This is a genomic window from uncultured Brevundimonas sp., assembly GCF_963977465.1.
In the GTDB taxonomy this organism is placed as follows: domain Bacteria; phylum Pseudomonadota; class Alphaproteobacteria; order Caulobacterales; family Caulobacteraceae; genus Brevundimonas.
The window spans coordinates 216,285-243,154 of the sequence record NZ_CAXBOQ010000002.1 but is presented as its reverse complement, the minus strand read 5'-3'; the positions used below and the strand labels follow the sequence as shown (position 1 = coordinate 243,154).

Below are 26,870 nucleotides of genomic sequence, written 5' to 3'. Positions count from 1 at the left end.
GGCCCGTCGTCCTGTTGTCTAGCATGGCCGCGCCGGCCCACGGCGCAACGGCAATGCGGTCAATCTTGATTTTCATCAAGCCTCCAGGAGCCCCGCATCAAAGTGAATGGCGGGATGAAGGCCTATGCCTCATGGTGAGTTCGCTCCGAGTGCCCCGGCCTACAGCGCATCCACGCCATGGCCCGGTCGCCGGATCCGTAAGGATCGAGGGCGACGGGAGAAATCCCTTCGCCTCCCGCATTTGGAAAGGAGCTTCCATGGCACTCGATGCCGCCCCCGCGGCCGACACCTTCGGGCGTCGGTTTCACTACCTCCGTCTGTCCGTGACGGAGGTCTGCAATTTCAGCTGCACCTACTGCCTGCCGAATGGCTGGAAGAAGAGCGGCCCGCTGTCCTTCCTGACCGTCGACGAGATCCGACGTCTGGTCGCGGGCTTTTCGGACCTCGGGCTCAGCAAGGTCCGGCTAACCGGCGGTGAGCCGACGGTGCGCAAGGACTTCAACGACATCATCAGCACCGTCGCGGCCTCGCCCGGCGTCTCCAAGGTCGCCGTAACCACCAATGGCTGGAATCTCGCCCGTCACGTCACCGACTGGCGCGCCTCGGGTCTTAGCCACATCAACGTCAGCATCGACTCGATCGACCCCGAGGTGTTTCGGCAGATCACCGGCCACGACAAGCTGAACCAGGTCCTGACCGGGCTGGACATGGCCCTGGCCGAAGGCTTCTCGGCCGTGAAGGTCAATGCCGTGCTGCTACGCCAGACGGCGGAGGCCGGCTTTGACGGCTGGGCCCGTTTCGTGCGGGACCGACCCGTCACCGTTCGTTTCATCGAACTGATGAAGACCACCGACAACCACGACTATTTCGCCACGCATCATGTAAAGGCCCAGGGCCTGCGTGACTGGCTGGATCGCAATGGCTGGACAGCGGGGCCGCGGGCCGTCGATGCCGGCCCGGCGCTCGAATATCGTCACCCTGATTATGCCGGGTCCATCGGTCTGATCGCGCCCTATTCGCCCGGCTTCTGCGACAGCTGCAACCGGTTGCGGGTGACGTCACGGGGCAAGCTGCGGCTGTGCCTGTTCGGTGACGGCGGCGTCGATCTGCGCGACCTGCTTCAGGATGACGATGATCGCGACCTTCTGAACGCCCGCATCGTCTCTGGCCTGACCGGCAAGACCTGGGGCCATCAACTGGCCCAGGGTCTGTCAGGCGACCTGAAAAACCTGGCCCAGCTCGGCGGCTGATCAGCTCGAGACGTAGCCGCAGCTGCGCCCGGTCACCGAACTCCAGCGTTCGCTCTCGGCCTTGCCGACGACGCCGGTTGGAGGTGGCATGTGGTTGTCGATCAGCGGCGACGGACGGGCCAGTCGCTCCAGCGCCTCGGGCCGGCTCAGAGTGACCTCGCCCCCCCGCACGACCACGCCGTATTTGGCCAGACTGGCGAAGGCCCGGGACAGGTTTTCCGGCGTCATGCCCAGCAGGGAGGCCAGCACGCGCTTCTCATGGGGCAGGACCATCGTCTCGACCGAGTTCTGGCGAATACGCTGGGTGACCAGATAGTTAGCCAGACGTTCGACGCCGCCGCGCAGTTTCTGGTTCTTCACGGCCCGGACCAGGCCGCGATAGCAGCCGGACAGTTCCTGGGCCACGGCAAAGCTGAAATCGGCATCCTGTCGCATCACGCGGCGCAGGGCCTCGCCGGACAGCATCAGGATCTCGGACCGTTCGAGGGTTCGCGCCGACATCAGGGCGTCGGCATCCAGAACCACGGCAGCGAGGATAAAGGTCGACACCGGGCGCAGCAGCGCCAGCGTCGTCTCCTTCTCCTTCCACGACCCCTGCAGTTCCACCATTCCGTCCAGCAGCACGTAGAGAAAGTCGACCGTATCGCCTTCCATCAGCAGGGTGGTCCCGGCCGGGAAGCGCTGAAGAAACGCCCCCCCGGTCACGTCCCGGAAGACCTCGGGTGAGGCTCGAGAGAACAGCGGCAGGGCCTTGACCCGTTCGATGTCGGACTCGCGCATGGTCATGATTGGCTCCGAATCTGAGTCAGGATGTCGTGGCCTCGCCTACAGGAATTAAGACCAAAAAGCTCACGCCTCCCTATCCAGTGCGACCTACCATTTGATCTTTGTCAAAGGCAACGGGCAGTTTCAACAATCGCGGACACAAACAGGGTAAGTTTGCTTACGTTTATCAATCAAATACACAAAATATGGTACCTTTGACCGCCTCGAATTGATCAGGATCAATCTTCGAGCCCCGCACCGCAGATAATGAACATCGCAGACGGGCCGGAGCACGGTCCAGATCGATGGAGTAGACCGCAATGGTCTCTGTTTCCGAAGTGCCTGCCCCGGGAGCCAAGGCTGCGCTCTGGGTCAGTACCTTCGCCTTCACCGCCTGTTTCGCTGTCTGGACAATCTTCTCGATCATCGGGGTTCAGATCAAAGCCGACCTCAACCTGAGCGAGGCCCAGTTCGGCCTGCTGGTCGGCACGCCGATCCTGACCGGATCGCTTTCACGGATATTCCTGGGCGTCTGGACCGGCCAGTTCGGCGGCCGCATCGTCAACCTGATCGTGATGGTCCTGGCCGCCGCAGCGACCTTCCTGCTGTCCTACGCCGAGACCTACACCCAGTTTTTGGTCGCGGCACTCGGTGTCGGCCTGGCGGGCGGGGCGTTCGCGGTCGGCGTCGCCTATGTCTCGAAATTCTACCCTGCGGGCCAACAGGGAACAGCACTCGGCATTTTCGGGGCCGGCAACGTCGGCGCTGCCGTAACCAAGTTCGCGGCACCGTTCCTGATGCTGGCTCTGGGCTGGGAGGCCGTGGCGCAGGTCTGGGCCATCGTGCTGCTGGTCATCGCGGTCCTCTCCTTCCTGCTGACCCGGGATGAGCCTGATGTGGCCGAGCGCCGCCGGACCGGCGAAAAGCCGGTCACCGCCTGGATGCAGCTGACACCGCTGAAGGACATCAGGGTCTGGCGCTTCTCGCTCTATTACTTCTTTGTTTTCGGCGGGTTCGTGGCGCTGGCCCTATGGTTGCCGCACTACCTGACCGGAGCCTACGGCCTCGGTATCGGCGCGGCCGGCATGCTGGCTATCGCCTATTCGGTCCCCGGCTCCCTGTTCCGGGTGTTCGGCGGCTGGCTGTCGGACCGGATCGGCGCGCGCAAGGTCATGTATCTGACCTTCACCATCAGCGCCGTCTGCGCCTTCATCCTGGCCTATCCCGCCACGACCTATGTGATCGACGGCATCGAAGGTCCGATCCAGTTCAAACTGGCGCTGAGCCTGCCGGCCTTCACGGTCCTGGTCTTCGTGCTGGGCTTCGCCATGAGCCTGGGCAAGGCCGCGGTCTACAAGCACATCCCCGTCTACTACCCCGACCACGTCGGCGCGGTCGGCGGTCTGGTCGGTATGATCGGCGGACTCGGCGGCTTCATCATGCCAATCGCCTTCGGAGCTCTGAACGATCTGACCGGCGTCTGGACCAGCTGTTTCATGCTGCTGTTCCTGCTGGTCTTCGGTGCCCTGATCTGGATGCACCTGGCCGTGAGCCGGATGGAACACAGACGCGCCCCCGACCTGGCGACCCTCCCCGAATTTCCGGAACTGGCCGGCGTCGGACCCGACAGGGCCGCCCTCGCCTCCTCACGCTCGAGCTAGAGAAAGACACCCATGTCTCGTCATGTTCTGAACGACTGGCATCCTGAAGACCCCGAATTCTGGGCCTTTTCCGGCAAGCGGATCGCCGCCCGGAATCTCTGGATTTCGGTGCCCAACCTCCTGCTGGCCTTCTCGCTCTGGATGGTCTGGTCCATGGTCGTGGCCAAGCTCGGTCTGATCGGCTTCAAGTTCGAAACGTCCCAGCTGTTCTGGCTGGCAGCCCTCCCCGCTCTCTCGGGCGCGACACTGCGCATCTTCTACAGTTTCATGGTGCCGATCTTCGGCGGTCGACGCTGGACGGCCCTGTCGACCCTGTCCCTCGTCATCCCGGCTCTGGGGATCGGGCTGGCGGTCCAGAACCCCGACACGCCGTACTGGGTGTTCGTCACGCTCGCCCTGCTCTGCGGACTGGGGGGCGGCAATTTCGCCTCATCCATGTCCAACATCGGCTTCTTCTATCCGAAGGCTGAAAAGGGCAATGCCCTCGCGCTGAATGCGGGGTTCGGCAATCTCGGCGTCAGCGTCATGCAGTTCGCCGTTCCCCTGGTGATCACGCTCGGTCTGTTCGCGCCCGTCGTTGGTGCCCCCCAGATCGCCGTCGACAAGGGAGTCGAGAGCCAGATCTGGCTGCAGAACGCCGGCTTCGTCTGGATCCCCTTCCTGCTGGCATCGGCTGCTGCGGCGTGGTTCGGGATGAACGACATCACGTCAGCCAAGGCCTCGTTCCAGACCCAGTCGGTGATCTTCAAACGCAAGAACAACTGGCTGATGTGCTACCTCTACGTCGGCACATTCGGTTCGTTCATCGGCTTTTCGGCGGCGTTTCCGCTGCTGGGCAGGACCCTGTTTCCCGACGTCAACATCCTGCAGATCGCCTTCCTCGGCCCCCTGGTCGGCGCGGCTTCGCGGGCGTTGACCGGCTGGGTCTCGGACCGCTGGGGCGGTCAGAACGTCACACAGATCGTCTTCTACGCCCTGATCGTCGGTGTGCTGGCGGTGCTCTACAGCGTCGGTGCCTTCGGCGGTGAGCCGGTCTTCAGCCTGTTCTTCGCCAGCTTCATCTGGCTGTTCTTCTGGACCGGGGTCGGCAATGCCTCGACCTTCCAGATGATCCCGGCCCTGGTGCGAACCGAAATGCCGCGGCTGATGCCCGATGGTTCGCCGGATGAACGCCGGAAACAGTCGGAGCTGGAATCCGCGGCCATCGTCGGCTTCTCGTCGGCCCTCGGCGCCTACGGCGGATTCTTCATCCCACTGGCCTTCGCCAACTCGATGAAGGCGACCGGAGGCCCGGTCACGGCCCTCTACATCTTCTGCGCCTTCTACGCGACCTGCGCGGTCGTCAACTGGGTCTACTACGCCCGGCCGCGCTCGCCCCTGAACCTCTCCCTCAAAGCGGCAGTCTGATCATGAGCCATACCCTCGACCGCCTTGCCTTCTTCACGCGCAAGACCGAGCTGTTCTCCGACAAGCACGGCGTCATGAATGACGACGACCGCACCTGGGAGGAGGCCTATCGAAACCGCTGGCGTCACGACAAGATCGTGCGCTCGACCCATGGCGTGAACTGCACCGGGTCATGCTCCTGGAAGATCTACGTCAAGGGCGGGATCGTCACCTGGGAGACCCAGCAGACCGACTATCCGCGCACCCGTCCCGACCTGCCCAACCACGAGCCGCGCGGCTGCGCCCGTGGGGCCAGCTACAGCTGGTACCTGTATTCGGCCAACCGGGTGAAATACCCGCTGATCCGCTCGCGCTTGCTGAAGCACTGGCGCGCGGCGCGGGCGACCCTGCCGCCGGTCGCCGCCTGGGCCTCGATCCAGGACGATCCGGCCGCACGGACCGACTACATCCAAATGCGCGGATCGGGCGGCTTCGTCCGCGCCGAGTGGGACGAGGTCAACGAGATCATCGCCGCCGCCAACGCCCACACGATCAAGCGTTGGGGACCGGACCGGGTGTTCGGCTTCTCGCCAATTCCGGCCATGTCGATGCTGTCCTACGCCGCCGGCGCTCGTTACCTGCAGCTGATGGGCGGGACCTCCGGGTCCTTCTATGACTGGTACTGCGACCTGCCGCCGGCCTCGCCGCAGACCTGGGGCGAGCAGACCGACGTTCCGGAATCGGCGGACTGGTTCAACTCCGGCTTCCTGCTGCTCTGGGGCTCGAACGTGCCGCAGACGCGGACGCCGGACGCCCACTTCTACACCGAGGCCCGCTATCGGGGAGCCAAGTCGGCGGTGATCTGCCCCGACTATTCCGAAGCCTCAAAATTCGCCGACCTGTGGCTGTCGGTCAAACAGGGCACGGACGCGGCCCTGGGCATGGCTTTCGGTCATGTGATCCTCAAGGAATTCCACGTCGACCGTCAGGTCCCGTATTTCCGCGACTATTTGCGTCAGTATTCGGACCTGCCGATGCTGGTTCGACTGGTTCCCCAGGACGGCGGCCTCGTGGCCGAACGCCAGCTGCGCGCCTCCGATTTTGACAAGTCGCTCGGTCAGAAGAACAATCCGGACTGGAAGACCGTCGTCATCGACGAGATCAGTGGCAAGGTCGTCGTGCCCAACGGCTCGATCGGCTTCCGCTGGGGCGAGGACGGCAAGTGGAACCTCGAGGAGAAGGACGCCGCGGGTAAGGACATTCGTCCGACCCTGGGTCTCAAGGACAACCACGACGAGGTCGTGGGCGTGCGCTTCCCCTATTTCGCCAACACCGCCACCAACGGCTTCGCCTCCAGCGACCACCCCGACGTTCTGGTCCGCAATGTGCCGGTCAAGCGCATGAAGCTTAAGGACGGCGAGGCCCTCGTGGCCTGCGTCTACGACCTGTTCCTGGCCAACTACGGCGTCGACCAGGGCTTCGGCGGCGACCACATGCCCAGGGACTTCGACGATCCGGAGCCCTACTCCCCCGCCTGGGCCGAAGGCATGACCAGCGTGCCGCGGGACCAGATCATCGCCGTGGCGCGGGGCTTCGCCGGCAATGCCGAAAAGACCAATGGCAAGTCCATGGTCATCATCGGTGCGGCGATGAACCACTGGTTCCACATGGACATGAACTATCGCTCGGTCATCAACATGCTGGTGATGTGCGGTTGCGTGGGTCAGTCGGGCGGCGGCTGGGCCCACTATGTCGGTCAGGAGAAGCTGCGACCTCAATCGGGCTGGGCCCCGATCGCCTTCAGCCTCGACTGGTACCGCCCGCCGCGTCAGCAGAACGCCACCTCCTATTTCTACGCCCACACGGATCAGTGGCGCTACGAGACCGTGACTCCTTCCGAACTGCTGTCGCCGACGGCGCCGGACGGCGACTGGTCAGGCTCTCTGATCGACTTCAACGCCCGCGCCGAGCGGATGGGCTGGCTGCCGTCCTCACCGGCCCTGAAGACCAATCCGCTCGAGGTGGCCCGCGCCGCCGAGGCAGCCGGGGTCGACCCGAAGGAATATACGGTCAAGGCGCTCAAGGACCGGTCGCTGGAAATGTCCTGCATGGACCCGGACGCCCCGGCCAACTGGCCGCGCAACATGTTCGTCTGGCGCTCAAACCTGCTCGGCTCGTCCGGCAAGGGACATGAGTATTTCCTCAAACACCTGTTGGGTGCGAGCCATGGCGTCCAGGGCGTTGACCTGGGCGAAAGTGGCGGCGTGAAGCCGACCGAAGTGACGTGGCGCGAGGAGGCCCCGGAGGGCAAGCTGGACCTGCTGGTCACGCTCGACTTCCGCATGTCGACGACGGCGGTCTATTCCGACATCGTCCTGCCGACGGCCACCTGGTACGAGAAGAACGACCTCAACACCTCGGACATGCACCCGTTTATCCACCCGCTGACCGCGGCGGTGGATCCGGCGTGGGAAGCCCGCAGCGACTGGGACATCTTCCGCGGTCTGGCCAAGACCTTCTCGGAGATCTGCCCCGAGGTCCTCGGCGTCGAAAAGGACGTCGTCCTGACCCCGATCCAGCACGACAGTCCCGCCGAGATGGCCCAGCCGTTCGAGGTCAAGGACTGGTGGAAGGGTGAGTGCGAGCCGGTGCCCAACGTCACCATGCCGCAGATCACGGTGGTCGAGCGCGACTATCCCAACCTCTACAAGCAGTTCACCTCCATCGGTCCGTTGATGGAAAAGATCGGAAATGGCGGCAAGGGCCTGGCCTGGAACACCGAGAACGAGGTCGAGCTGCTCCGCGCCCTGAACGGTAAGGTCCTCGATGAGGGCGTTTCCGAGGGCCGGGCCTCGATCCACGACGTGGTCGACGCCTGCGAGGCTGTGCTGATGATGGCCCCGGAAACCAACGGTGAGGTCGCCGTCAAGGCGTGGGCCGCCCTGTCCAAACAGACCGGCCGCGACCACACCCATCTGGCCCTGCCCAAGGAGGACGAGAAGATCCGCTTCCGCGATCTGGTCGCCCAGCCGCGCAAGATCATCTCCTCGCCGATCTGGTCAGGCCTGGAGTCCGAGCACGTCTGCTACACGGCCAACTACACCAATGTGCACGAGCGGATTCCGTGGCGCACCCTGACCGGTCGTCAGCAGCTGTATCAGGACCACCTGTGGATGCGGGCCTTCGGCGAGGCGCTGTGCGTCTATCGTCCGCCGCTCGACATGAAGACCCTGTGGGTCCAGGGCCGCAAACCGAACGGCGAGCCCGAGATCGCGCTGAACTTCATCACCCCGCACCAGAAATGGGGCATCCACTCGACCTATTCCGACAACCTGATGATGCTGACCCTCAACCGGGGCGGCCCCGTCATCTGGATCTCGGAAACCGACGCCCGCCGCATCGGCGTGGTCGATAACGACTGGGTCGAGCTGTTCAACGCCAACGGCGCGATCACCGCCCGGGCGGTGGTATCCCAGCGCATCCGTGAAGGCACCACCTTCATGTATCACGCCCAGGAAAAGATCGTGAACACGCCGGGGTCCCAGATCACCGGCCGGCGCGGCGGCATCCACAACTCGGTCACCCGGATTGTGCCCAAGCCGACGCACATGGTCGGCGGCTACGCCCAGCTGTCCTACGGCTTCAACTACTACGGCACCGTCGGCTCCAACCGCGATGAGTTCGTGGTCATCCGCAAGATGACCAAGGTCGACTGGCTCGACGAGCCGCTCGGTGACTTTTCTCAAGCCAAGGAGCCTGTCCGATGAAGGTCCGCGCCCAGATCGGCATGGTGTTAAATCTCGATAAGTGCATCGGCTGTCACACTTGCTCCGTCACCTGCAAGAACGTCTGGACCAGCCGCAAGGGCGTCGAATACGCCTGGTTCAACAACGTCGAGACCAAACCCGGCATCGGCTATCCCAAGGACTGGGAGAACCAGAAACGCTGGAACGGCGGCTGGCGGCGCAAGAAGAATGGCGACATCGAACCCCGGATGGGCGCGAAATGGCGCATCCTGGCCAAGATTTTCGCCAACCCCGACCTGCCGGAGATCGACGACTATTACGAGCCGTTCGACTTCGACTATGCCCACCTCCAGACCGCGCCGGAAATGAAGCATTTCCCCACGGCGCGTCCGCGCTCGGCGATCACCGGCCAGCGGATGGAGAAGATCGAGTGGGGTCCGAACTGGGAGGAAATCCTCGGCGGTGAGTTCGCCAAACGGTCGAAGGACTACAACTTCGCCAACATCGAAAAGGACCTCTACGGCGAGTACGAAAACACCTTCATGATGTACCTGCCCAGGCTGTGCGAGCACTGCCTGAACCCGACCTGCGTCGCGGCCTGTCCTTCGGGCGCGATCTACAAGCGGGAAGAGGACGGCATTGTCCTGATCGATCAGGACAAGTGCCGCGGTTGGCGGATGTGCGTCTCGGCCTGCCCCTACAAGAAAATCTATTACAACTGGGACTCGGGCAAGTCCGAGAAATGCACCTTCTGCTACCCGCGTATCGAGGTGGGCCAGCCGACGGTCTGTTCCGAGACCTGCGTCGGTCGCATCCGCTATCTCGGCGTGCTGCTCTATGACGCCGACCGCATCAGCGAGGCCGCCAGCGTCGACGAGAAGGACCTCTACCAGGCCCAGCTCGACGTCTTCCTGGATCCGCATGATCCGGCGGTGGTCGCCCAGGCCATGGCCGACGGCGTTCCCCACGCCTGGATCGAAGGAGCCAAGCGCAGTCCGGTCTACAAGATGGCCATGGACTGGAAGATCGCCTTCCCGCTCCATCCCGAATACCGGACCCTGCCGATGGTCTGGTACGTCCCGCCGCTGTCGCCGATCCAGAACGCGGCGGCTGTCGGGGCGCTGGAGATGGACGGCGAGATGCCGGACGTGAACGCGCTGCGCATCCCGGTCAAATACCTCGCCAACCTGCTGACGGCGGGCGTCGAGGCCCCGGTGACCCTGGCGCTGCAGCGCATGCTGGCCATGCGCGCCTACATGCGCGCCAAGACCATCGACGGCCGCATCGACCACGCCCTTGCGGCCAAGGTCGGCCTGACCGCGGCCCAGATCGACGACATGTACAAGATCATGGCCATCGCCGATTACGAGGACCGGTTCGTCATCCCCTCGGTCCACCGCGAGACCGCCGAGGACGCCTTCGACATCCGGGGCGGCTGCGGTTTCACCTTCGGCAACGGCTGCTCCGGCGGCCGCACCGAACTGGGCCTGTTCGGGCCCAACAAGCGCTCAACCGCAAAACCCACAGCAGAGGTGGCTTGATCATGGCCCTCACCTATCGCGCCCTGGCCCTGATGCTCAGCTATCCGACGGCGGATATCCAGGAAGCCGCCCCGGCGGCCATGGACGCCATCCGCTCGGAAGGTCTGATCCCCGAGCCGATCGTCCGGTCGCTGGAGAAGCTGGCCGGCATGCTGGAACACGACGACCTCTATGAACTGCAGGAGGGCTTTGTGCAGTTGTTCGACCGGACCCGGTCGTTGTCGCTGAACCTGTACGAGCATATCCATGGCGAAAGCCGGGACCGGGGTCAGGCCATGGCCGCCCTGATCGAGCTCTATGCCTCCTACGGGCTGGAGTTGTCGGCCAAGGAGTTGCCGGACCACCTGCCGGTCTTCCTCGACTTCCTGTCGACCCTGCCGGACGCTGAGGCAGCCTCACTGCTCGGTGAGGGGGCCCATGTTCTGGCCGCCCTGACCGAGCGGTTGCACAAGCGGGACAGTCCCTATCGCGCCGTCTTCGGGGCGTTGTCGAACCTGGCCGATGCCGCACCCGATACCGACGCCGTGGCGGCCCTGCTGGAGGAGCCGGACGAGGACCCCGACGATCTCGAGGCCCTCGACAAGTCGTGGGAAGAGACCGCCGTCACCTTCGGACCCGGCGAGGCCGGCTGTCCCAAGGCGGACTCAATGCTCTCCGCGATGAACGCCGCCCCGCCCCCCGAAAAAAGCCGTCGCTCCGGCGCGGCCGCCTGAGGAATTCCGCTATGGACCTGAATTTCATCGCGTTCGGGGTTTACCCCTATATCGCCCTGGCCGTGCTGGCGATCGGATCGATCGTGCGGTTCGACCGTGAGCAATACACCTGGCGGACCGGCTCCTCCCAGCTGTTGCGGCGCAAGCAACTCGTGCTCGGGTCGATCCTGTTTCACCTCGGCATCCTGGCCATCTTCGCCGGTCATTTCGTCGGCCTGCTGACGCCCGTTATCGTGTGGGACTTCTTCATGGTTACCCACGGTTTCAAGCAGATGCTGGCCATCGTCGCGGGCGGCGTCGCCGGGATCTTCTGCCTGGCCGGCGGCCTGCTGCTACTGCACCGGAGACTGTTCGACGCGCGCATCCGCAACACCTCCAGCTTCGGCGATATCGCCATCCTGGTGATCCTGCTGGTCCAGCTGGGCCTCGGCCTGGCGACCATCCCGCTGTCCCTGGGACATCGCGACGGCAGTGAAATGATCAAATTCATGAACTGGGCCCAGGGCATCTTCACCTTCAACCCGTACAGCGCCAGCTACATCACCGACGTCAGCTGGGTCTTCAAGGCCCACATCACCCTCGGCCTGACCATCCTGCTGATCTTCCCGTTCACCCGGCTGGTGCACATGTTGTCGGCACCGATCTGGTACCTGAACCGCCGCGGCTGGCAGCTAGTGCGCAGCAAGCGCCCGATGCCGCCAACGCGCCGCACCGTGGAGCGGACAAAATGAGTGCCGTCATCGTTGTCGACGGCGTTGAACTGCCGGAAAGTCTCGTTGCCGAAGAGGCCCAGAACCATCCCGGTCCGACGATCGAGGCGGCCCGGAATGCCGCGGGCCACGCCCTGGCCATCAAGGCCCTGCTTCTGGATCGTGCCCACCAGATGGGCCTGATCGCCGAGCCGGAGCTGGACGAGGACGGTCGTGAAGAGACGCCGGAGGAAGCGCTCGTCCGCGCGGTGCTCGACGCCGAGATCTCGATTGAACGCCCCGACGAGAGCGAATGCCGCCGGGTCTACGATGGTGCGCCGGATCGGTTCCGCACACCTCGCCTGACCCAGGCCTCGCATATTCTGTGCGCCCCCAAGGGTGACGACGACACGGCATGGGCCTCGGCCCACGCCGTGGCCATGGCGGCCATCGCCGAGTTGGCGGACCACCCGTCCCGGTTCGCCGCTCTGGCGGCAACGCTCTCGGACTGCCCGTCCAAGGGCGTCGGTGGCTCCCTCGGCCAGCTGTCGCCCGGCGACCTCGCGCCCGAGGTCGAGGCCGGACTCGACAGGCTTCAGGCCGGAGAGACCGCCTCCGAGCCGGTCCGGTCCCGCTTCGGCTGGCACATCCTGCGTCTCGACCGACGGATCGACGGTCAGCGGCTGCCGTTCGAACATGTCCAGCCGCAGATCGCCCTGCATCTGGAGAGCCGCGCCTGGACCGCGGCGGCCACCCGCTATGTGTCCGGGCTGGCGGCGGAGGCGCGTGAGCGCGGTGTGGCCCTCACCGTCACCATCGACGGCACCGTGTCCAACGGGGCCCTGTCGCTGGGCGACCTGCTGAACAACCAGTCTGCTGTCGCGGCCCGCCTTGAAACCTGGCTGGACGAGGCTGACCCCGCCCTGGCCACCCGGGCCCGTGAGGTCGCTGAAGCCGCAGGCATCGGTTTCGCCGCCTTCGTGCAGCGGGAAATCTCCAACTTTGCGCTGGGTGCGGGCGACGAAAGCTGGACCCGGTTGATCTCGGCCGCCCAGGGCTCCGGCGATCCGGCCCTGGCCTGCGTTCAGGCGATCCTGAAGTCGAAACTGACGTCTCAGAAGAAGACGTTCACCCTCATTCGCAGGAACTGAGATGAAGCCCCTCACCCCTTCCACCTTGCTGGCCCTTGCGCTGACGGTGGCCCCCGTCACGGCCTTCGCCCAGTCGACGCCTCCCGGTCCGGCCGCGGCGTCGACGACGGCGGGCGACGTCCTGTTCGACAGCCGCCTGCGCTATGAAGGCGTCAACCAGGACGGACTGGACGATGCGACGGCGGTGACCCTGCGTGCCCGTCTGGGCTGGCAGAGCCCGGACTGGTCCGGTTTCCGTCTGCTGGTCGAGGGTGAGGGCGTCGTGGCCCTGGTCGACGACTACAACGACACCATCCACGGCCCGGCCCGATATCCGGTGGTGGCCGACCCGGAAGGGGTCGAGCTGAACCGGCTGCAGTTGACCTGGACCGGCCTGCCGGAAACCGAGGTCGTCCTCGGCCGCCAGCGCATCATCCTCGGCAACGCGCGTTTCGTCGGCAATGTCGGCTTTCGCCAGAACGAACAGACGTTCGACGCCGTCAAGGTGACCACCCGGGCCCTGAAACCGGTGACGGTGACCTATGTCTGGATCGACCGGGTCCACCGGATCTTCGGCGACGACAGTCCGGTCGGGGAGTGGAATTCCGACAGCCACCTGATCAATGTCGACATCCCGACGCCGATGGGACGGCTGACGACCTATGGTTATCTGCTCGATTTCGCCAATGCCCCGGCCCAGTCTTCATCCACGTGGGGCGCGCGGCTTGAGGGCAGTCATGCCCTGTCCCCTGACTGGTCAGCCCTGTACGCCGTCGACTATGCGCGCCAGTCCGAATACGGAGCCAACCCGGCCAATTTCGACCTGGACTACGGGCTGATCTCCGCAGGACTGAAGCACGGGCCTCTGACCGGAACCCTGGCCGTGGAACGGCTGGACGGCAATGGAACCCAAGCCTTCCAGACGCCGCTGGCGACCCTGCACGCCTTTCAGGGTTGGGCCGATATCTTTCTGAACACCCCCCGCGACGGACTGCGCGATGTCTCCGCCACGGTCAGCTATGCGATCGCCCATCCGCCGGTCGGACGCAGCGCCACGCTCGCCGCCTCGTGGCGCGACATTCGTGACGCCGACGGAGCCAACCGTTACGGCCGTGAGCTGGACCTGACAGGCCGTCTGGTGCTGGACCCGCGCCGGGCCATCGAGATCAAGGCAGCCCGGTTCGACGGTGCGCAGGTCGCGTTCGCCGATCGCACCAAGGTCTGGGTCGCCATGGACTATCGGTTCTAGAGCGTATGGCAGGGCAGGAAGGTCATCCCGGATGAGCCAGAAGCCGCAGATCGAAGCGCTACCCCAGGGTCTTGTTCATGAGCCACTGAACTGGCTGTTCGCCGAGCATTATCGCCACCGTCAGCTGTGCCGCCTGATCGAACGCGTCGGCACCGCGACCGTCCTGCTGCGTGAAGAGGCAGAAGAGATCCTGACCTTCCTGCGTCAGGACATGGCCCTGCACATCATCGACGAGGAAGAGGACCTGTTCCCCCTGCTCCGCCGCCGCTGCCTGCCGGAAGATGAACTGGGTCCGTTGCTGGGGTCATTGTCCGCCGAGCACCGCGACGACATGGAGCAGACCCGGGTGCTGACCGCCCTGCTGGAGCGGGCCCTGAGCGAGGGGCAGCCCCCCGGGCATGATCTGGAAACGCGTCGCCTGTTCACGGAGTTCGCGCTGCATGAGCGTCGCCATATCGCGCTGGAGAATGCGATCATCCTGCCGATCGCCCGCCTGCGCCTGACACCGCGGGATCTGCGCGCGCTCAGCACCCGGATGGCGGCACGCCGGGGCGTCGTTCTGGACAGGACAGAGGACGAAATGCCTGCGGATGGCCCGGCGTCATCGGGACGAGCGCCGTGATCGAGGAACTGCTTCGCAACAATCTGAAATGGGCGGCAGCCAAGGCCCGGATCGACCCCGAGTATTTCCGGCGTCTGTCCGCGCAACAGTCACCCGAATACCTGTGGATCGGCTGTTCTGACAGTCGCGTCCCGGCCAACGAGATCGTCGGCATGGAACCGGGCGAACTGTTCGTTCACCGCAACGTCGCCAATCTGGCCCCGGCCCAGGACATGAACCTGCTGGCCGTCCTGCAATTCGCCCTGGAATCGCTGAAGGTTCGGCACATCATCGTCTGCGGCCACTATGGCTGCGGCGGGGTCCGCGCCGTGCTCGACGGACAGCGCCATGGAATCCTCGACCACTGGATGCAGCGCGTCCAGCGGCTGTGCGAGGATCATGACAGCGAGCTCGCGGCCATCCACGACCCTGACGCGCGCGTCAATTTTATCTGCGAGAAGAATGTGCTGGCCCAGGTCCGGGCCCTGTCGCGCAACCCCTTCATCACCGATGCCTGGAAGCGGGGCCAGCCGCTGGAGATCCACGGCTGGATCTACTCCATTCGCGACGGTCTGGTCCGGGATATGGAGACCACGATCACCGGCCCCGAGGATGTGCGCCGCCTTGACCATGTCCGCCCGCAAACCCGTTCGCGCCCGCGGACCCCGGGCAGGGGTCGCCTATCATGAGTATCGTCACGGCAATTCTCGCCGGTGGAGCCGGACTGCGGATCGGCGGGGCCAAGCCTGAGCGGCAACTGGCGGGGACACGCCTTGTGACCCACGCGCTGAACGCGGCCCATGGATGGGGAGCGCCGACCGTCCTGGTCCTGCGTGACCCGAAGCAGGTCAGCGAGGTCCATGATCCGGTGATCCTTGATGATCCAGGCATCCCGGGCCCCCTCGGCGGCCTCGCCTCGGCGCTGGCCTGGGCCGCCGTCAACGGCGCGGACCGCGTCCTGACCATCCCGTGCGACATGCCCTTCCTGCCCGCCGACCTGCGGGTCCGCCTTGATCAGGCCCTGACCCGCGACGCAGGCGTCGCCGTCACTGCCAGCGATGGGCGACTGCATCCGGTGTGCGCCCTGTGGTGCACGTCTGCCCTGCCCGTTCTCGTCCACCGGGCCAACCGGGGACAGCTGTCCCTGAACGGTCTCAGCGAAGCGGTGGGCCGGGTCGTCGTGGACTGGCCAATCGACGAGCGGGATCCGTTCCTCAACATCAACACCCTCGATGACCTCGCCCTCGCCGAAGGGTTGGCGGTATGACCCCCCTGTCCGACCGCCTGCTGGCTTACGCGACCCGGGCTCTGCCGCGTTACACCAGCTATCCAACGGCCCTGGCTTTTCAGCCGGCGGTCGATGACGCAGACACCCGTCGCTGGCTGGGCGAAATCCAGTCACACGACACCCTGTCGATCTATGCCCACATCCCCTTCTGTGAGCGGCTGTGCTGGTATTGTGGCTGCCATACCAGTGTGCCCAACGGCTACGCCCGGATCGCCCGGTTCTTCGACCAGTTGAAGCGCGAGATCGACCTGTGGGGCGATGCCCTGCCCGACCATGCCGGCACGGCCCATCTGCATTTCGGCGGTGGCAGCCCGAACAGCCTGAACACGAGCGACTTCGCCGAACTGCTGGCGCTGCTGGCGCTGAGGTTCCGGTTGCGCCCGGGCGCCGAGGTTGCGGTCGAACTCGATCCCGGCAATCTGGATCGCGAGTTCGCCCGGGGTCTGGGGGCGGCGGGCGCGACCCGCGCCAGTCTGGGCGTGCAGACCTTCGATCCCGGGGTCCAGCGTCTGGTCAACCGCATCCAGCCCGTCGAACAGGTCGCCACCGCGGTCGAGGACCTGCGCGGCGGCGGTGTCGCTGCCATCAATTTCGACATGATGTACGGCCTGCCCGGCCAGACCTGCGACAACGTCACCGCCAGCATGGAGACCGCGCTCTCACTGCAGCCCGACCGGGTCGCCCTGTTCGGCTATGCCCATGTGCCGTGGATGAAGAAGCACCAGGCGGTGATCCGCGACTCGGACCTCGCGGACGTGTCCGGTCGCTGGGCGCAGGCCGAAGCGGCCGAAGCGGTGCTTTCCGCGCACGGCTATATCCGCATCGGCATGGATCACTATGCGCGCCCCGGTGACCCGATGACCGCCCGCCTGGCCGAGGGCACCCTGCATCGCAACTTCCAGGGCTATACAGACGATCCGTCAGCGGTGCTGATCGGCGTGGGGCCCTCGGCGATCAGCAGTTTGCCCTACGCCTACGCCCAGAACCGGCTGCGGGTCGACGACTGGGCTGCGGACATCGCGGCGGGCCGCCTGCCGGTCGGCCGCCAGCTGGAAACCACCTCCGACGACCGCCTGCGCCGGACCGTGATCGAACGGCTGATGTGCGATCTCCAGGTCGATGTCGGGGCCGTCTGTCTGGACCATGGCCGGGAGGTATCGACGCTCGACCCGGCGATCGCCGCCGCCTGCTCCCTGGAGCCGGACGGCCTGTGTCAGGTGGATGGACGTCGCGTCTGCGTCCCGCCCGATATGGCCCGCCTGGTCCGGGTGGTCGCCGCCTGTTTCGACAACCGCTCGGTCATCGCGCCGAAACGGCACAGCGCGGCCATCTGACAAACTGACCGCCTAGCTCGTCGAATAGCTGGTCTTGGTCTGGGTATAGAAGTCCGCGGCGGCAAAGCCCTGCTCGCGCGGGCCATAGCTGGACGCCTTGGTGCCGCCGAACGGCACGTGATAATCGACCCCGGCGGTCGGCAGGTTGACCATGGTCATTCCCGCCTTGGCCCGGCGCTGGAAGTCTCGGGCGTATTTCAGCGACTGGGTCACGATGCCCGCCGACAGGCCGAACTCGACGCCATTGGCGACCGCGAGGGCCTCCTCATAGTCCTTGACCCGGATGGTCGAGGCGACCGGACCGAACACCTCTTCATTATTGATCCGCGACCCGGCCGAGGTGTCGGCGATCAGGGTCGGCTGAACATACCAGCCCGGCTTGTCCATGTTCAGACGCTCGCCGCCGGTGACCACCCGCCCCCCGTCCTCGCGGGCGATGTCGATATAGCGATACGAGCTCTCGCGCTGGGCCTCGCTGACCGCCGGTCCCATCTGGGTGTTCGGGTCGAGGGCATCGCCGACACGCAGGGCCTTCACCTTCTCGGCCAGGGCGGCGACGAAGCGGTCGTGGATACCGTCCTGAACGATCAGGCGGCTGGAGGCGGTGCAGCGCTGGCCGGTGGCGAAGAACGATCCGTCCAGCGCAATGGCCACGGCCCGGTCCAGATCGGCGTCGTCCAGCACGATCAGCGGGTTCTTGCCGCCCATCTCCAGCTGCACCCGCGCCTGACGCTTGACCGCCGTCTCGGCCACGCCCGCGCCCACGGTCTGGGAGCCGGTGAAGCTGATGCCGACGACATCCTTGTGGGCGACGATGGCCCGACCGACGTCGCCGTCACCGATGATCATATTGACCACGCCGGCCGGCAGGCCCACCTCATGCAGGATGGCGATCAGCGCCTCGGCCGTGGCCGGAGTCGGGCCGGCGGCCTTGAGCACCACCGTATTACCGAAGGCTATGGCCGGGGCGATCTTCCAGGCCGGGATGGCGATCGGGAAATTCCACGGCGTGATCAGGCCGAACACCCCGATCGGCTGGCGATAGGTCTGGATCTCGACGCCCGGACGGGTCGACGCCAGGTTCTGGCCATGCAGGCGCAGCGCCTCACCGGCGAAGAATTTCAGCACCCGCCCCGCGCGGGCCGTCTCGCCGATGCCCTCGGCCAGGGTCTTGCCCTCCTCGCGCGACAGCAGCCGCCCGAGGGTCTCGCGCCGCTCCAGGATCAGGGTCCCGGCCCGGTCCAGAATATCGGACCGCACCTCGGGCGAGGCTTCCGACCAGTCGGTGAAGGCCGAACTGGCCGCGGCCACCGCCTGCCCGACCTCGGCGGCCCCGCCCTTCGGCGTGCGGGCCACAACATCGCGCGTGTCCGACGGGTTCAGGCTCTCGCCGGGGCGGTCGCAGTCCACCTTCTCGCCACCGATCCAGTGCGACAGTTCCAGCGTATCCGACATGGCGATGATCCTTTTGCATTGGGCAGGCGAACGGCGTGGGCGCACAGGCCGCTGCGGGACAGATAGGCCCAACCGACCGTGAAATCAGCCCCTTCCTGTCTCGCAACCCGCATCACACCGGGCAAGACGGGCCAGGGTCAGGGCGACGGCCGCATCTAGGTGGCAGCGTTGTCCTTGTCGATCACGACCGGCGTCCCGGCCGCATCCCCGATGCCGAACGTCCGGGCAAACCCGAACAGGGCGTCCTCAAGCACGGACAGCTTCAGCCGATAGATGACCTGTTTGCCATCCTTGGTCGCTTCCACCAGGCCGGCCTCCTTCAGCACGGCGAAATGGGCCGACATGGTCGGTTTGGCGAAGCTGAACTGATCGGCAAGCTCCCCGGCCGTCATCGGCCGCTGGCGCAACAGCTCCAGCACGCGCCGGCGCGTCGGATCGGCCAGGGCTTTGAAGACCGTGTTCATGCACAGTCATTTAGCCATCAGGCTAATCGTTGTCAATCGGCCGGGCGGCTCAGGGCTGCTGGCCGATCGTCACCCCCGGCGGCGGCGCACTGTTGGCCGGGACGAAGAAGTCGGGCAGCAGCGCCTTGGTCGGATCGACGCTGTAGATCGCGAAATCGCGCGCCCCCTGTTCGTACAGGAAGCTGTCGTCGATCAGGAACCGCCCGGTCAGCTCCCGCGCCGGCTGGCAGAAGATGGCGTGGGCCGCATCGGCCATGATTTCCGGGGTCCGGCAATGGGCCAGGCCGTCCTTGCCGGTCAGGGCGAATTCGATCGCCGCCGTGGCGATGGCGGTGCGCGGCCACAGGGCGTTGAAGGCGATCCCCTCGCCGCGGAACTCCTCGGCCATGCCCAGCATCGCCAGGCTCATCCCGTATTTGGCCATCGAATAGGCGACGTGCGGCCCGAACCAGCGCGGGGCCATGTCCAGCGGCGGTGACAGGGCCAGCACATGCGGATTGGCCGCCTTCTGCAGGTGCGGCAGGCAGGCTCGCGAGACCATGAACGTGCCCCGCGCATTGACCTGATGCATCAGGTCATAGCGTTTCATCTCGGTCGCCAGCGTCCCCGTCAGCTGGATGGCCGAGGCATTGTTGACGCAGATGTCGATGCCGCCGAACCGGGCCACCGCGGCCTCGACCGCCGCATTGACCGAATCCTCGTCGCGCACATCGACGATCAGCGGCAGGGCCTGGCCCCCCGCCGCCTCGATCTCTTCCGCCGCCGAATAGATGGTGCCCGGCAGATGCTTGTGCGCCTCGGCCGTCTTGGCGGCGATGACCACATTGGCCCCGTCCCGCGCCGCGCGCAGGCCGATGGCCAGACCGATTCCGCGGCTGGCCCCGGTGATGAACAGCGTCCTTCCCTGCAGTGACATCGGCTTTTGCTCCGGGTGGGTTTCATTGGAAAACGGATACAGTGCATAAAGACACAGAACCCCGGACCGAGCGAGAGGCCGCCATGACCGCATTCCAGATCACCCGTGACGGTGCCGTCGCCCACCTGCGCCTGACCCGGCCCGAGGCGTCCAACGCCCTCGGCATGGAGTTCTGGCGGGCGTTCGGCCCGGCCCTGAAGGCGCTGGACGCGGCCGGTGACGTGCGCGCCCTGGTCCTGTCCGGCGAAGGCCGCAACTTCTGCGCCGGCATGGACATCTCGGTCTTCTCGGGTGGGGCGATCCTCAACACCGACACCGCCGCCGCCCGCCAGGCCTTCCACCAGTCCGCGCGTGAGCTGCAGGACACCCTGACCCTGCTCGAGCGCGTCCGCTTCCCGGTCATCGCCGCCATCCAGGGCGCCTGCGTCGGGGCCGGGCTCGACATGGTCTCCGCCTGCGACCTGCGCCTGGTGTCGAAGGAGGCCTATTTCCGCATCGAGGAGATCAACATCGGCATGATGGCCGACATCGGCAGCCTGCAACGCCTGCCGAAGACCCTGCCCGACGCCGTGGTCCGTGAGCTGGCCTATCTGGGCACGACCCTGACCGCCGAGCGGGCCGAGCGTCTGGGCTTCGTCAATGCCGTGCTGCCCGATCCCGAGGCCCTGCTGGCCGCCGCCCTCGACATGGCCCACGCCATCGCCGCCAGGGCTCCCCTCGCCGTGTCCGGGTCCAAGGCCGCCATCGTCCACGCCCGCGACCACACCGTGGCCGAGGGGCTGGAATGGGCCGCCGTCATGCAGGGCTCGATCTGGAACACCGCCGACATCCTCGCCGCCATCCAGTCCCGGGCGCTGAAACAACCGGGCGAGTTTGCCGGACTGGCCCCGCTGGCCTCCCTCGTCACGCCCGAGGACTGACGCCGGGGTCGCTAGTCGCCGAAGGCCGCTGATCGGTCACCCAGCGGCTGCACCGCGCGGTTCGACGGACCCAGCGCCGCCGACAGGGCCGCGATCTGGTCCGCCGAGGCCGCGATCGGCGTCGCCAGCACATTCCAGCGCACGCCCTCGGTGCAGGGCGGTGTCGTCAACGAGCCGGCATAGGCGAAATAGTGCCGGTCCTCCGGCAGCAGCAGCACCGGATAGACGCCCGGCCGCGTCACCCCCGCCTCGCCTTCCTGTGTCGGCACGACCGCCAGCAGGGACTCCAGCGCCGGATTGGCCGCGCCGTCTTTCACGAACACCCCGACCACGGCCAGGGCCCCGTTGGCGTTGCGGTTCACGAAATGGATCTCGAGCGGATAGCTCTTGCCGTTCAGCGTGTGCTCGCTGGGCGCGTGGAAATGGAACTGGACCAGATCATAGGCATCCGTGCCGATCATGGTCCCGCCCGCGGTGTCGGGCGTGAATTGCAGGGTGTGCCCATTGTTGAGCAAGGTCCCCGCCCCTGCCGCATAGTGGGTGACAAGGTCCGGCAGGTCGACCACATCGGCCGCCGTCAGGGCCACCGGCGACTGGGCCGTCCCGATCGGACACTCCCCGCCCCAGTGGGCCTGATCGGCATAGGTCCAGTGCGCCGCCGCCTCGGCCGGTGCCTCGACCGGCGCGGTCTCGCTCGCCGGTTTGCAGGCCGCCAGAACCAGAACCGCCGCCGTCGCCAACAGGAGTCGCATCGGTCATCTCCCCTGAAACCGCTGCTCGCCCTCGAAAGGTCAGCCGATTTCAAACCGGATCATGGGACAACCGGGCCCGCGCCTCAATCCTTACCTTCGCAGTTGGCGGCACCGACCGGTCGCGCGACGCAGCTTATCGGTCCAGCCCCGCCCAGATGGTCTTGATCTGGGCGGCCAGGGTCATCGGGTCGAACGGCTTGGGAATGACGGCGACCGCCCCCAGGGCCAGATACTGTTCGACCTCGGCCTCCTGGACCCGGGCGGTCATGAAGATGACCGGGATCGCCTTCAGCTCCGGCTCGGCCTTCAGGGCCATCAGGGTCGCCGGGCCATCCATCCCCGGCATCATCACATCCAGCAGGATCAGGTCGGGCTGGATCGTCACCACCTCGGCCAGACAGCGCGTGCCACTGTCCAGCCCGGTGACGGTCAGTCCCCCGACCAGTTCGAGGCTGATCTGGACCACCTCGAGGATGTCGGCATCATCATCGACACACAGGACATGGTTCAGCACGCTAGTCATGATCAGTCACTCCGGCCGCAGCCTCTTCGGTCCCGATCAGTCTCAGGATCGCCTCCACCATATGGGTCTCCGACAAGCGCGACTTGACCATCGCCACGGCCACATCCGGCACGATGCTGTCCGGAATTTCCGCCGCCGTCAGGATGGCAACCGGAATGGCACCGCCGTCACGATCCTTCAGAACCGGTAACAACGACAGGCCGTCACCGTCAGGCAGTCCGATATCCAGAACCACCAACGCGAACGTCTGCTCGGCGACCAGACGCACGGCCTGCCGCACGCTCGTCGCCGTCACCAGTTCGGCCCGACCATGAAGCGCCGCAGCCAGGAATCGGCTGAAATCCGCGTCGTCCTCGACATGCAGGATGCGCGGCAGGCGGGCGTGATCGGTGGCTTCGTCGCCAGTTATCACCTCATCCATGGCTTCATCCGGCACCACCGGCCGGTCGGAGGCGACCGCCGGGAACTCGATCCAGAAGGTGGAGCCCGCCCCGACCTCGGTCTCAAACCCGATCTCCCCGCCCATATGATCGACGATCTGACGGCTGATATGCAGCCCCAGACCGGTCCCGCCGCGTGCTCGCGTGATCGAGGAGTCACTCTGCGAAAACTTGTCGAAGATCTGCAGGCTGAATTCCGGCGTAATGCCGGGTCCGCGATCCGTCACGGCGATGCGGACCCGCCCCGTTGCCGACGTTGTCGCAGACAGGATGACGGTCTGCCCTGTCGGCGAGAATTTGGCGGCATTCGACAGCAGGTTGGACAGGACCTGGATCAGACGGTCGGCATCGACCGCGACCTCAAGCTCGTGATCGATCGGCTCCACGGCCAACGCCACGTTGAACTGCACGGCATAGGCGGCGTTGGCCTCGACCGCCTGGGTAACCAGCCAGGCTACCTGATGGGTCTGGATGTTGAAGCGCATCTGCCCCGAGGCCAGCTTGTCGATGTCGAGGATGTCGTTGATCAGCAGGATCAGCCGTTCACAATTGTTCGACGCGATCTCCAGCAGACGCGACACCTTGGCCGGCAGGTCCCTGGACATCGTCCCGACGATCAGACCCAGGGAACCGCGAATGGACGTCAGCGGGGTGCGTAGCTCATGGCTGACCACCGAGATGAACTCGCTCTTGATCCGGTCCATCGCCTTGCGATCGGTGATGTCCTGCACCTGAACGATGAAATATTTCGGTTCCCCGTCGGCGTCCCGCACCAGCGCTGCGTTGACCATGGCCCAGATGATCCTGCCGCTGCTGTGATAGTAGCGTTTTTCGGTCTGGTAGCTGTTGATCTCGCCCGCCAGAACCTGCCGGCGCAATTCGATCGAGGCGGCCAGATCGTCCTCGTGCGTCAGCCTGTGAATGTCACTGCCCAGAAGATCATCCCGGCTGCAACCGAACAGGTCGCACAGCGACGGACTGACCTTGAGCCAGCCGCCGTCCAGTGAGCCCAGCCCCATCCCGATCGGCGCATATTCCATCGCCGCCCGGAAGGTTTCCTCGCTGTCCTGCAGCGCCCTTTGCTGTTCCAGTCGTTCGGTGACGTTTTCGGCCACGCCCAGATAGCCGGTGATGTTACCCGCCAGGTCCCGCAACGGCGTCACCGTCAGGTTGACCGGAAAACGGTCGCCCCCCTTGCGCACAAAGGTCCACTGGCGCGACTCCACCCCGTCCCGCTCGGCCTTCAGGGTGAAGACCGCGAAGCCCGGCTCGACCGGACGCCCCAATTCCTCGCCCAGACTCTCGGCCCGGGCCGCGATTTCCTCAGGGACATGCCAGATCGCTGCGGACAGGGTGTCGACCACATCCTCGGCCGCGTAGCCCAGCGCCTCCTCCGCGGCCCTGTTGATCAGGACCACCTTCCCGACCCGGTCGGTTGCGATGATCAGATAGGCCGAACTCGACAGGATGGCGTCGTTCAGATGGTTGGAGCGAACCAGATAGGCGGACTTCATCCGGGTCAGCAGGATCGCCCGCATCGTCAGGGCCAGAAGCCCCGCGATCAGTAGGCCGCCGATCAGCAGCATGAGCGGCAGGAATGACGACTGGCTGCGCACGACCGCGACCGTCGGCGTGACCGTCAGCCGCCAGACGGCGTCGGCGACATGGATGTCGCGACTGACCGTCAGGCCCGACACCAGGGCCCGGCCGTCAGGCGCGCTGTCGTACAGCGTTCCGTCATGGTTGGTGATCGTCAGCGCATAGTTGTCGCTGGCCTCATGGCCGAGTGCCGTGTTGAACAGATCCTCGGTCGCGAATATCGCCGCGAGGAAGCCGGCGAACTGCCCGTCCCGACGCAGGGGCGAATAGGCGATGATGGCTTGGTAGCCCTGAACCAGATCAAGCGGCGGCGTGACGGTGAATGAGGACCGCACCGCCGCGCCGTTCAGCGCCTCCGCCCGCGTCTGGTCGAACAGGATATCGAGGCCGAGGACCGACTCGTTTCCAGCCAGTGGATGAACCCAGCGCACATGATGGCTGTCGTCGATCCACTCCACCGCCTTCAGGCCCGCGAACTGCTCGATATAGCCGTCGGAATCGGCCCGCCATTCGGTTTCGGGCGTCCCGCCCGCCACCTCCCAGCGCCGCCCCATCCGCCTCAGCGCCCGCAGCCGGTCGCTCATGGTGACCGAGACCAGCAGGGCGACCTTGTCGGCCTGCTCGCGGACCACGTCCTGCACAAACACGTCCTCCCGCTGCCGGGCCGTGTCGTACAGATAGACCGCGCCGCCGGCGACGATCAGAAAGACCAGGATCGGGGCCGTGTATTTCTGGTCCCGCAGCAGCCATTCCATCGTCTCGGTGGTGCGGACCGAACCCTGGATCACGAACAGGCCGAACAGGCCGGTGAACAGCAGTCCCCCGATCAGAACCATCAATGGCTGATCTGACCGGTGCGCCTTTTCAAACGCGGGCGTGCTGCACCACACGACCTGCCAGGTCTGGTGCATCATCGTCACCGACCGACGAACCTCATAGGCCGGGGCTCGCGCCCCCTCCCGCGCGCCGGCGCTGTCGTAGATCAGGGAGTCGGCGGACTCTGTTGGACCGTCATAGAGTTTCAACTCCAGGATTTGACCCTGGCTTGCGGTCAGATCCGCCAGCAGGTTGCGCGCGATGAAGGGCGCGTAGATCCAGGCCCGCAGGTTCGCTGTACGCTGCTCGGCCGTCCGCGTCGGCGCGCCGTCCTCGTAGACCGGTCGCAACATCAGAAAACCGGGTGTCTGCCGGTCATCCTGGACCAGGGTGATCTTGCGCGTGATCGTCGACGTACCGGTGGTGCGGGACACGTCGGCTGCCTTGAGCCGGTTGTCCTCAAAGCCGGTGTTGAGTCCGACGGCGGGACCATTCAACTCGATCGGCTCGATATAGGTAATGACATTGAGCGGCCGACCAGGGGCCTCGGGATGGATCTGGAAGCGCGGGGCCCCGTCCGCCTGCATCCGGGCGACAAGGGCCTCCCGCTGGGTGGGTTCGACCGGCAGGATCACGCCGATGCCGTTGATGCCGGGGAACTGTTGCCGGATATTCAGGGTCTCGACATAGGCCCGCCAATCGGCCCGGGTCAGGTGCTCCTTGCCCTGATAATAGGCCGCGGCACCCAGCAGCGCATAGTCATAGGATGTCATGCGAAAACGCAGCGCGTCCTCGCTCTCGGAGGTCAGGGCGGCGAATTCGGCCCGCCCCTGCTCCTGAACATTCTCGGACGTGATCTTCCACGCATAGAGGGTCAGTGCCAGGGGCACGATCAGGACCAGAGCCGTCAGGACGGACAATTTGACCAGCGGCCGCCCCTTCCAGGTTGGCGGTTGCGGATTGCCCGGAGCCGCCAGCACCAGAGGCATGAAGACGAACACACCCAGCACGTCGCCCAGCCACCAGGTCGTCCAGTTGCTGACGACGTCCGCCGGGGCGACGAGTCCGGCCGCCAGCAGCGTGCCGACGCCGACGCTCGCCGCGATCAGACAGGCCAATGGTCCGGTCAGACCCATCAAAATCAGCAGGCTTCGCGTTCGGTCCAGCGCCAGCGGCAGGCCGACCAACCGCACCACCAGCCAGCGACCGACAAGCGCCTGGACCGTGGACCCGACGGCTATGCCGAAGGCGGTCAGAACCTTGACCCCGTCCACACCGCCTTCGAGGCTGACACCATTCGAATTGATCAGGTTCAGAACGAAGGCACCGATCAGGACCCCGCCCCACAGCCGCGGCCCGTAGACCAGCAGCATGCCGACCGCGAGCCCCGAGGCCGGCCAGATCACGGTCGCATAGCCCGGCGGCACCGCCAGCAGCAGGCCCAGCATTCCGGTCAGAATATAGAGTATCGCGAGTATGGCCGTCTTGGCCGCAAGGCTCTGGCCCAGCCTGGAAATCCACATACCGGGTCAGTGCGCCCTGATCAGAGGCCACGGTTGGCCTCCGGAAGCGGTCACGTCGGGTCGCATGTACGGGCCGTTGGGCGAAGTCGGGGGCATGTCCAGGTTTCGC

21 protein-coding genes and 1 riboswitch are annotated in these 26,870 nt (G+C 65.7%); of the genes, 14 read left to right on the top strand and 7 right to left on the bottom strand.

The features are described from left to right. The first annotated feature begins 131 nt into the window (after nucleotides 1–131). Nucleotides 132–268, top strand: a riboswitch (molybdenum cofactor riboswitch). Then, the gene (moaA, locus tag AAC067_RS05075) at nucleotides 258–1,250 is read left to right on the top strand and encodes a GTP 3',8-cyclase MoaA (RefSeq protein WP_339930222.1); all 993 of its coding nucleotides are present in this window, start codon (nucleotides 258–260) and stop codon (nucleotides 1,248–1,250) included. Its footprint overlaps the riboswitch before it by 11 nt. On the opposite strand, the gene AAC067_RS05070 is transcribed toward moaA, so the two are convergent. After that, nucleotides 1,251–2,030: a cyclic nucleotide-binding domain-containing protein gene (locus AAC067_RS05070; RefSeq protein WP_339930891.1), complete on the bottom strand. Its 780-nt coding sequence runs from the start codon at nucleotides 2,028–2,030 to the stop codon at nucleotides 1,251–1,253. 305 nt (nucleotides 2,031–2,335) lie between these two features. On the opposite strand from AAC067_RS05070, the gene AAC067_RS05065 reads away from it, so the two are divergent. From AAC067_RS05065 to hemN, 12 genes are read left to right on the top strand one after another with little or no spacing between them, the layout of a single operon-like run. Continuing rightward, entirely contained in the window at nucleotides 2,336–3,676 is a 1,341-nt protein-coding gene (locus AAC067_RS05065) for a nitrate/nitrite transporter (protein WP_339930220.1), read from the top strand. A gap of 12 nt (nucleotides 3,677–3,688) precedes the next feature. Beyond that, entirely contained in the window at nucleotides 3,689–5,083 is a 1,395-nt protein-coding gene (locus tag AAC067_RS05060) for an MFS transporter (RefSeq protein WP_339930218.1), read from the top strand. Nucleotides 5,084–5,085: 2 nt separating this feature from the next. Beyond that, on the top strand, nucleotides 5,086–8,829 hold the full coding sequence (locus AAC067_RS05055) for a nitrate reductase subunit alpha (protein WP_339930216.1): 3,744 nt from the start codon (nucleotides 5,086–5,088) through the stop codon (nucleotides 8,827–8,829). Then, complete coding sequence (narH, locus tag AAC067_RS05050; protein ID WP_339930214.1) at nucleotides 8,826–10,349, top strand: nitrate reductase subunit beta; 1,524 nt, start codon at nucleotides 8,826–8,828, stop codon at nucleotides 10,347–10,349. Before AAC067_RS05055 ends, narH begins: the two co-directional genes overlap by 4 nt. 2 nt (nucleotides 10,350–10,351) lie before the next feature. Beyond that, a complete protein-coding gene (gene narJ, locus AAC067_RS05045; protein ID WP_339930212.1) occupies nucleotides 10,352–11,062 on the top strand; it encodes a nitrate reductase molybdenum cofactor assembly chaperone in 711 nt (236 codons plus the stop codon). Between the two features lie 11 nt (nucleotides 11,063–11,073). After that, on the top strand, nucleotides 11,074–11,793 hold the full coding sequence (narI, locus tag AAC067_RS05040; protein WP_339930210.1) for a respiratory nitrate reductase subunit gamma: 720 nt from the start codon (nucleotides 11,074–11,076) through the stop codon (nucleotides 11,791–11,793). Next, the gene (locus AAC067_RS05035; RefSeq protein ID WP_339930208.1) at nucleotides 11,790–12,902 is read left to right on the top strand and encodes a peptidylprolyl isomerase; all 1,113 of its coding nucleotides are present in this window, start codon (nucleotides 11,790–11,792) and stop codon (nucleotides 12,900–12,902) included. The genes narI and AAC067_RS05035 overlap by 4 nt, the downstream gene beginning before the upstream one ends. Nucleotide 12,903: 1 nt before the next feature. Continuing rightward, entirely contained in the window at nucleotides 12,904–14,130 is a 1,227-nt protein-coding gene (locus AAC067_RS05030) for a hypothetical protein (RefSeq protein WP_339930206.1), read from the top strand. A gap of 31 nt (nucleotides 14,131–14,161) precedes the next feature. After that, on the top strand, nucleotides 14,162–14,752 hold the full coding sequence (locus AAC067_RS05025; protein WP_339930204.1) for a hemerythrin domain-containing protein: 591 nt from the start codon (nucleotides 14,162–14,164) through the stop codon (nucleotides 14,750–14,752). Beyond that, nucleotides 14,749–15,420, top strand: a complete 672-nt coding sequence (locus tag AAC067_RS05020; protein ID WP_339930202.1) for a carbonic anhydrase — start codon at nucleotides 14,749–14,751, stop codon at nucleotides 15,418–15,420. The genes AAC067_RS05025 and AAC067_RS05020 overlap by 4 nt, the downstream gene beginning before the upstream one ends. Further along, nucleotides 15,417–15,998, top strand: a complete 582-nt coding sequence (locus tag AAC067_RS05015) for a molybdenum cofactor guanylyltransferase (RefSeq protein WP_339930200.1) — start codon at nucleotides 15,417–15,419, stop codon at nucleotides 15,996–15,998. Before AAC067_RS05020 ends, AAC067_RS05015 begins: the two co-directional genes overlap by 4 nt. Beyond that, entirely contained in the window at nucleotides 15,995–17,353 is a 1,359-nt protein-coding gene (gene hemN, locus AAC067_RS05010; protein ID WP_339930198.1) for an oxygen-independent coproporphyrinogen III oxidase, read from the top strand. Before AAC067_RS05015 ends, hemN begins: the two co-directional genes overlap by 4 nt. Before the next feature lie 12 nt (nucleotides 17,354–17,365). On the opposite strand, the gene AAC067_RS05005 is transcribed toward hemN, so the two are convergent. From AAC067_RS05005 to AAC067_RS04995, 3 genes are all read right to left on the bottom strand, one after another. Then, a complete protein-coding gene (locus AAC067_RS05005; protein WP_339930196.1) occupies nucleotides 17,366–18,808 on the bottom strand; it encodes an aldehyde dehydrogenase family protein in 1,443 nt (480 codons plus the stop codon). 155 nt (nucleotides 18,809–18,963) lie between these two features. Continuing rightward, entirely contained in the window at nucleotides 18,964–19,272 is a 309-nt protein-coding gene (locus AAC067_RS05000) for an autorepressor SdpR family transcription factor (protein ID WP_339930194.1), read from the bottom strand. A gap of 49 nt (nucleotides 19,273–19,321) precedes the next feature. Further along, nucleotides 19,322–20,188, bottom strand: coding sequence for an NAD(P)-dependent oxidoreductase (locus tag AAC067_RS04995; protein WP_339930192.1), 867 nt, complete (start codon nucleotides 20,186–20,188; stop codon nucleotides 19,322–19,324). A gap of 83 nt (nucleotides 20,189–20,271) precedes the next feature. Between AAC067_RS04995 and AAC067_RS04990 the strand changes: the two genes are divergently transcribed. Beyond that, a complete protein-coding gene (locus AAC067_RS04990) occupies nucleotides 20,272–21,108 on the top strand; it encodes an enoyl-CoA hydratase-related protein (RefSeq protein WP_339930190.1) in 837 nt (278 codons plus the stop codon). Between the two features lie 11 nt (nucleotides 21,109–21,119). Here AAC067_RS04990 and AAC067_RS04985 read toward each other — a convergent pair whose 3' ends face one another. The 3 genes from AAC067_RS04985 to AAC067_RS04975 form a co-directional block, all read right to left on the bottom strand. After that, complete coding sequence (locus AAC067_RS04985; RefSeq protein WP_339930188.1) at nucleotides 21,120–21,860, bottom strand: carbonic anhydrase family protein; 741 nt, start codon at nucleotides 21,858–21,860, stop codon at nucleotides 21,120–21,122. Nucleotides 21,861–21,993: 133 nt separating this feature from the next. Continuing rightward, entirely contained in the window at nucleotides 21,994–22,383 is a 390-nt protein-coding gene (locus tag AAC067_RS04980) for a response regulator (RefSeq protein WP_339930186.1), read from the bottom strand. After that, entirely contained in the window at nucleotides 22,376–26,761 is a 4,386-nt protein-coding gene (locus tag AAC067_RS04975) for a CHASE domain-containing protein (RefSeq protein ID WP_339930184.1), read from the bottom strand. The genes AAC067_RS04980 and AAC067_RS04975 overlap by 8 nt, the downstream gene beginning before the upstream one ends. Nucleotides 26,762–26,870 lie beyond the last annotated feature (109 nt).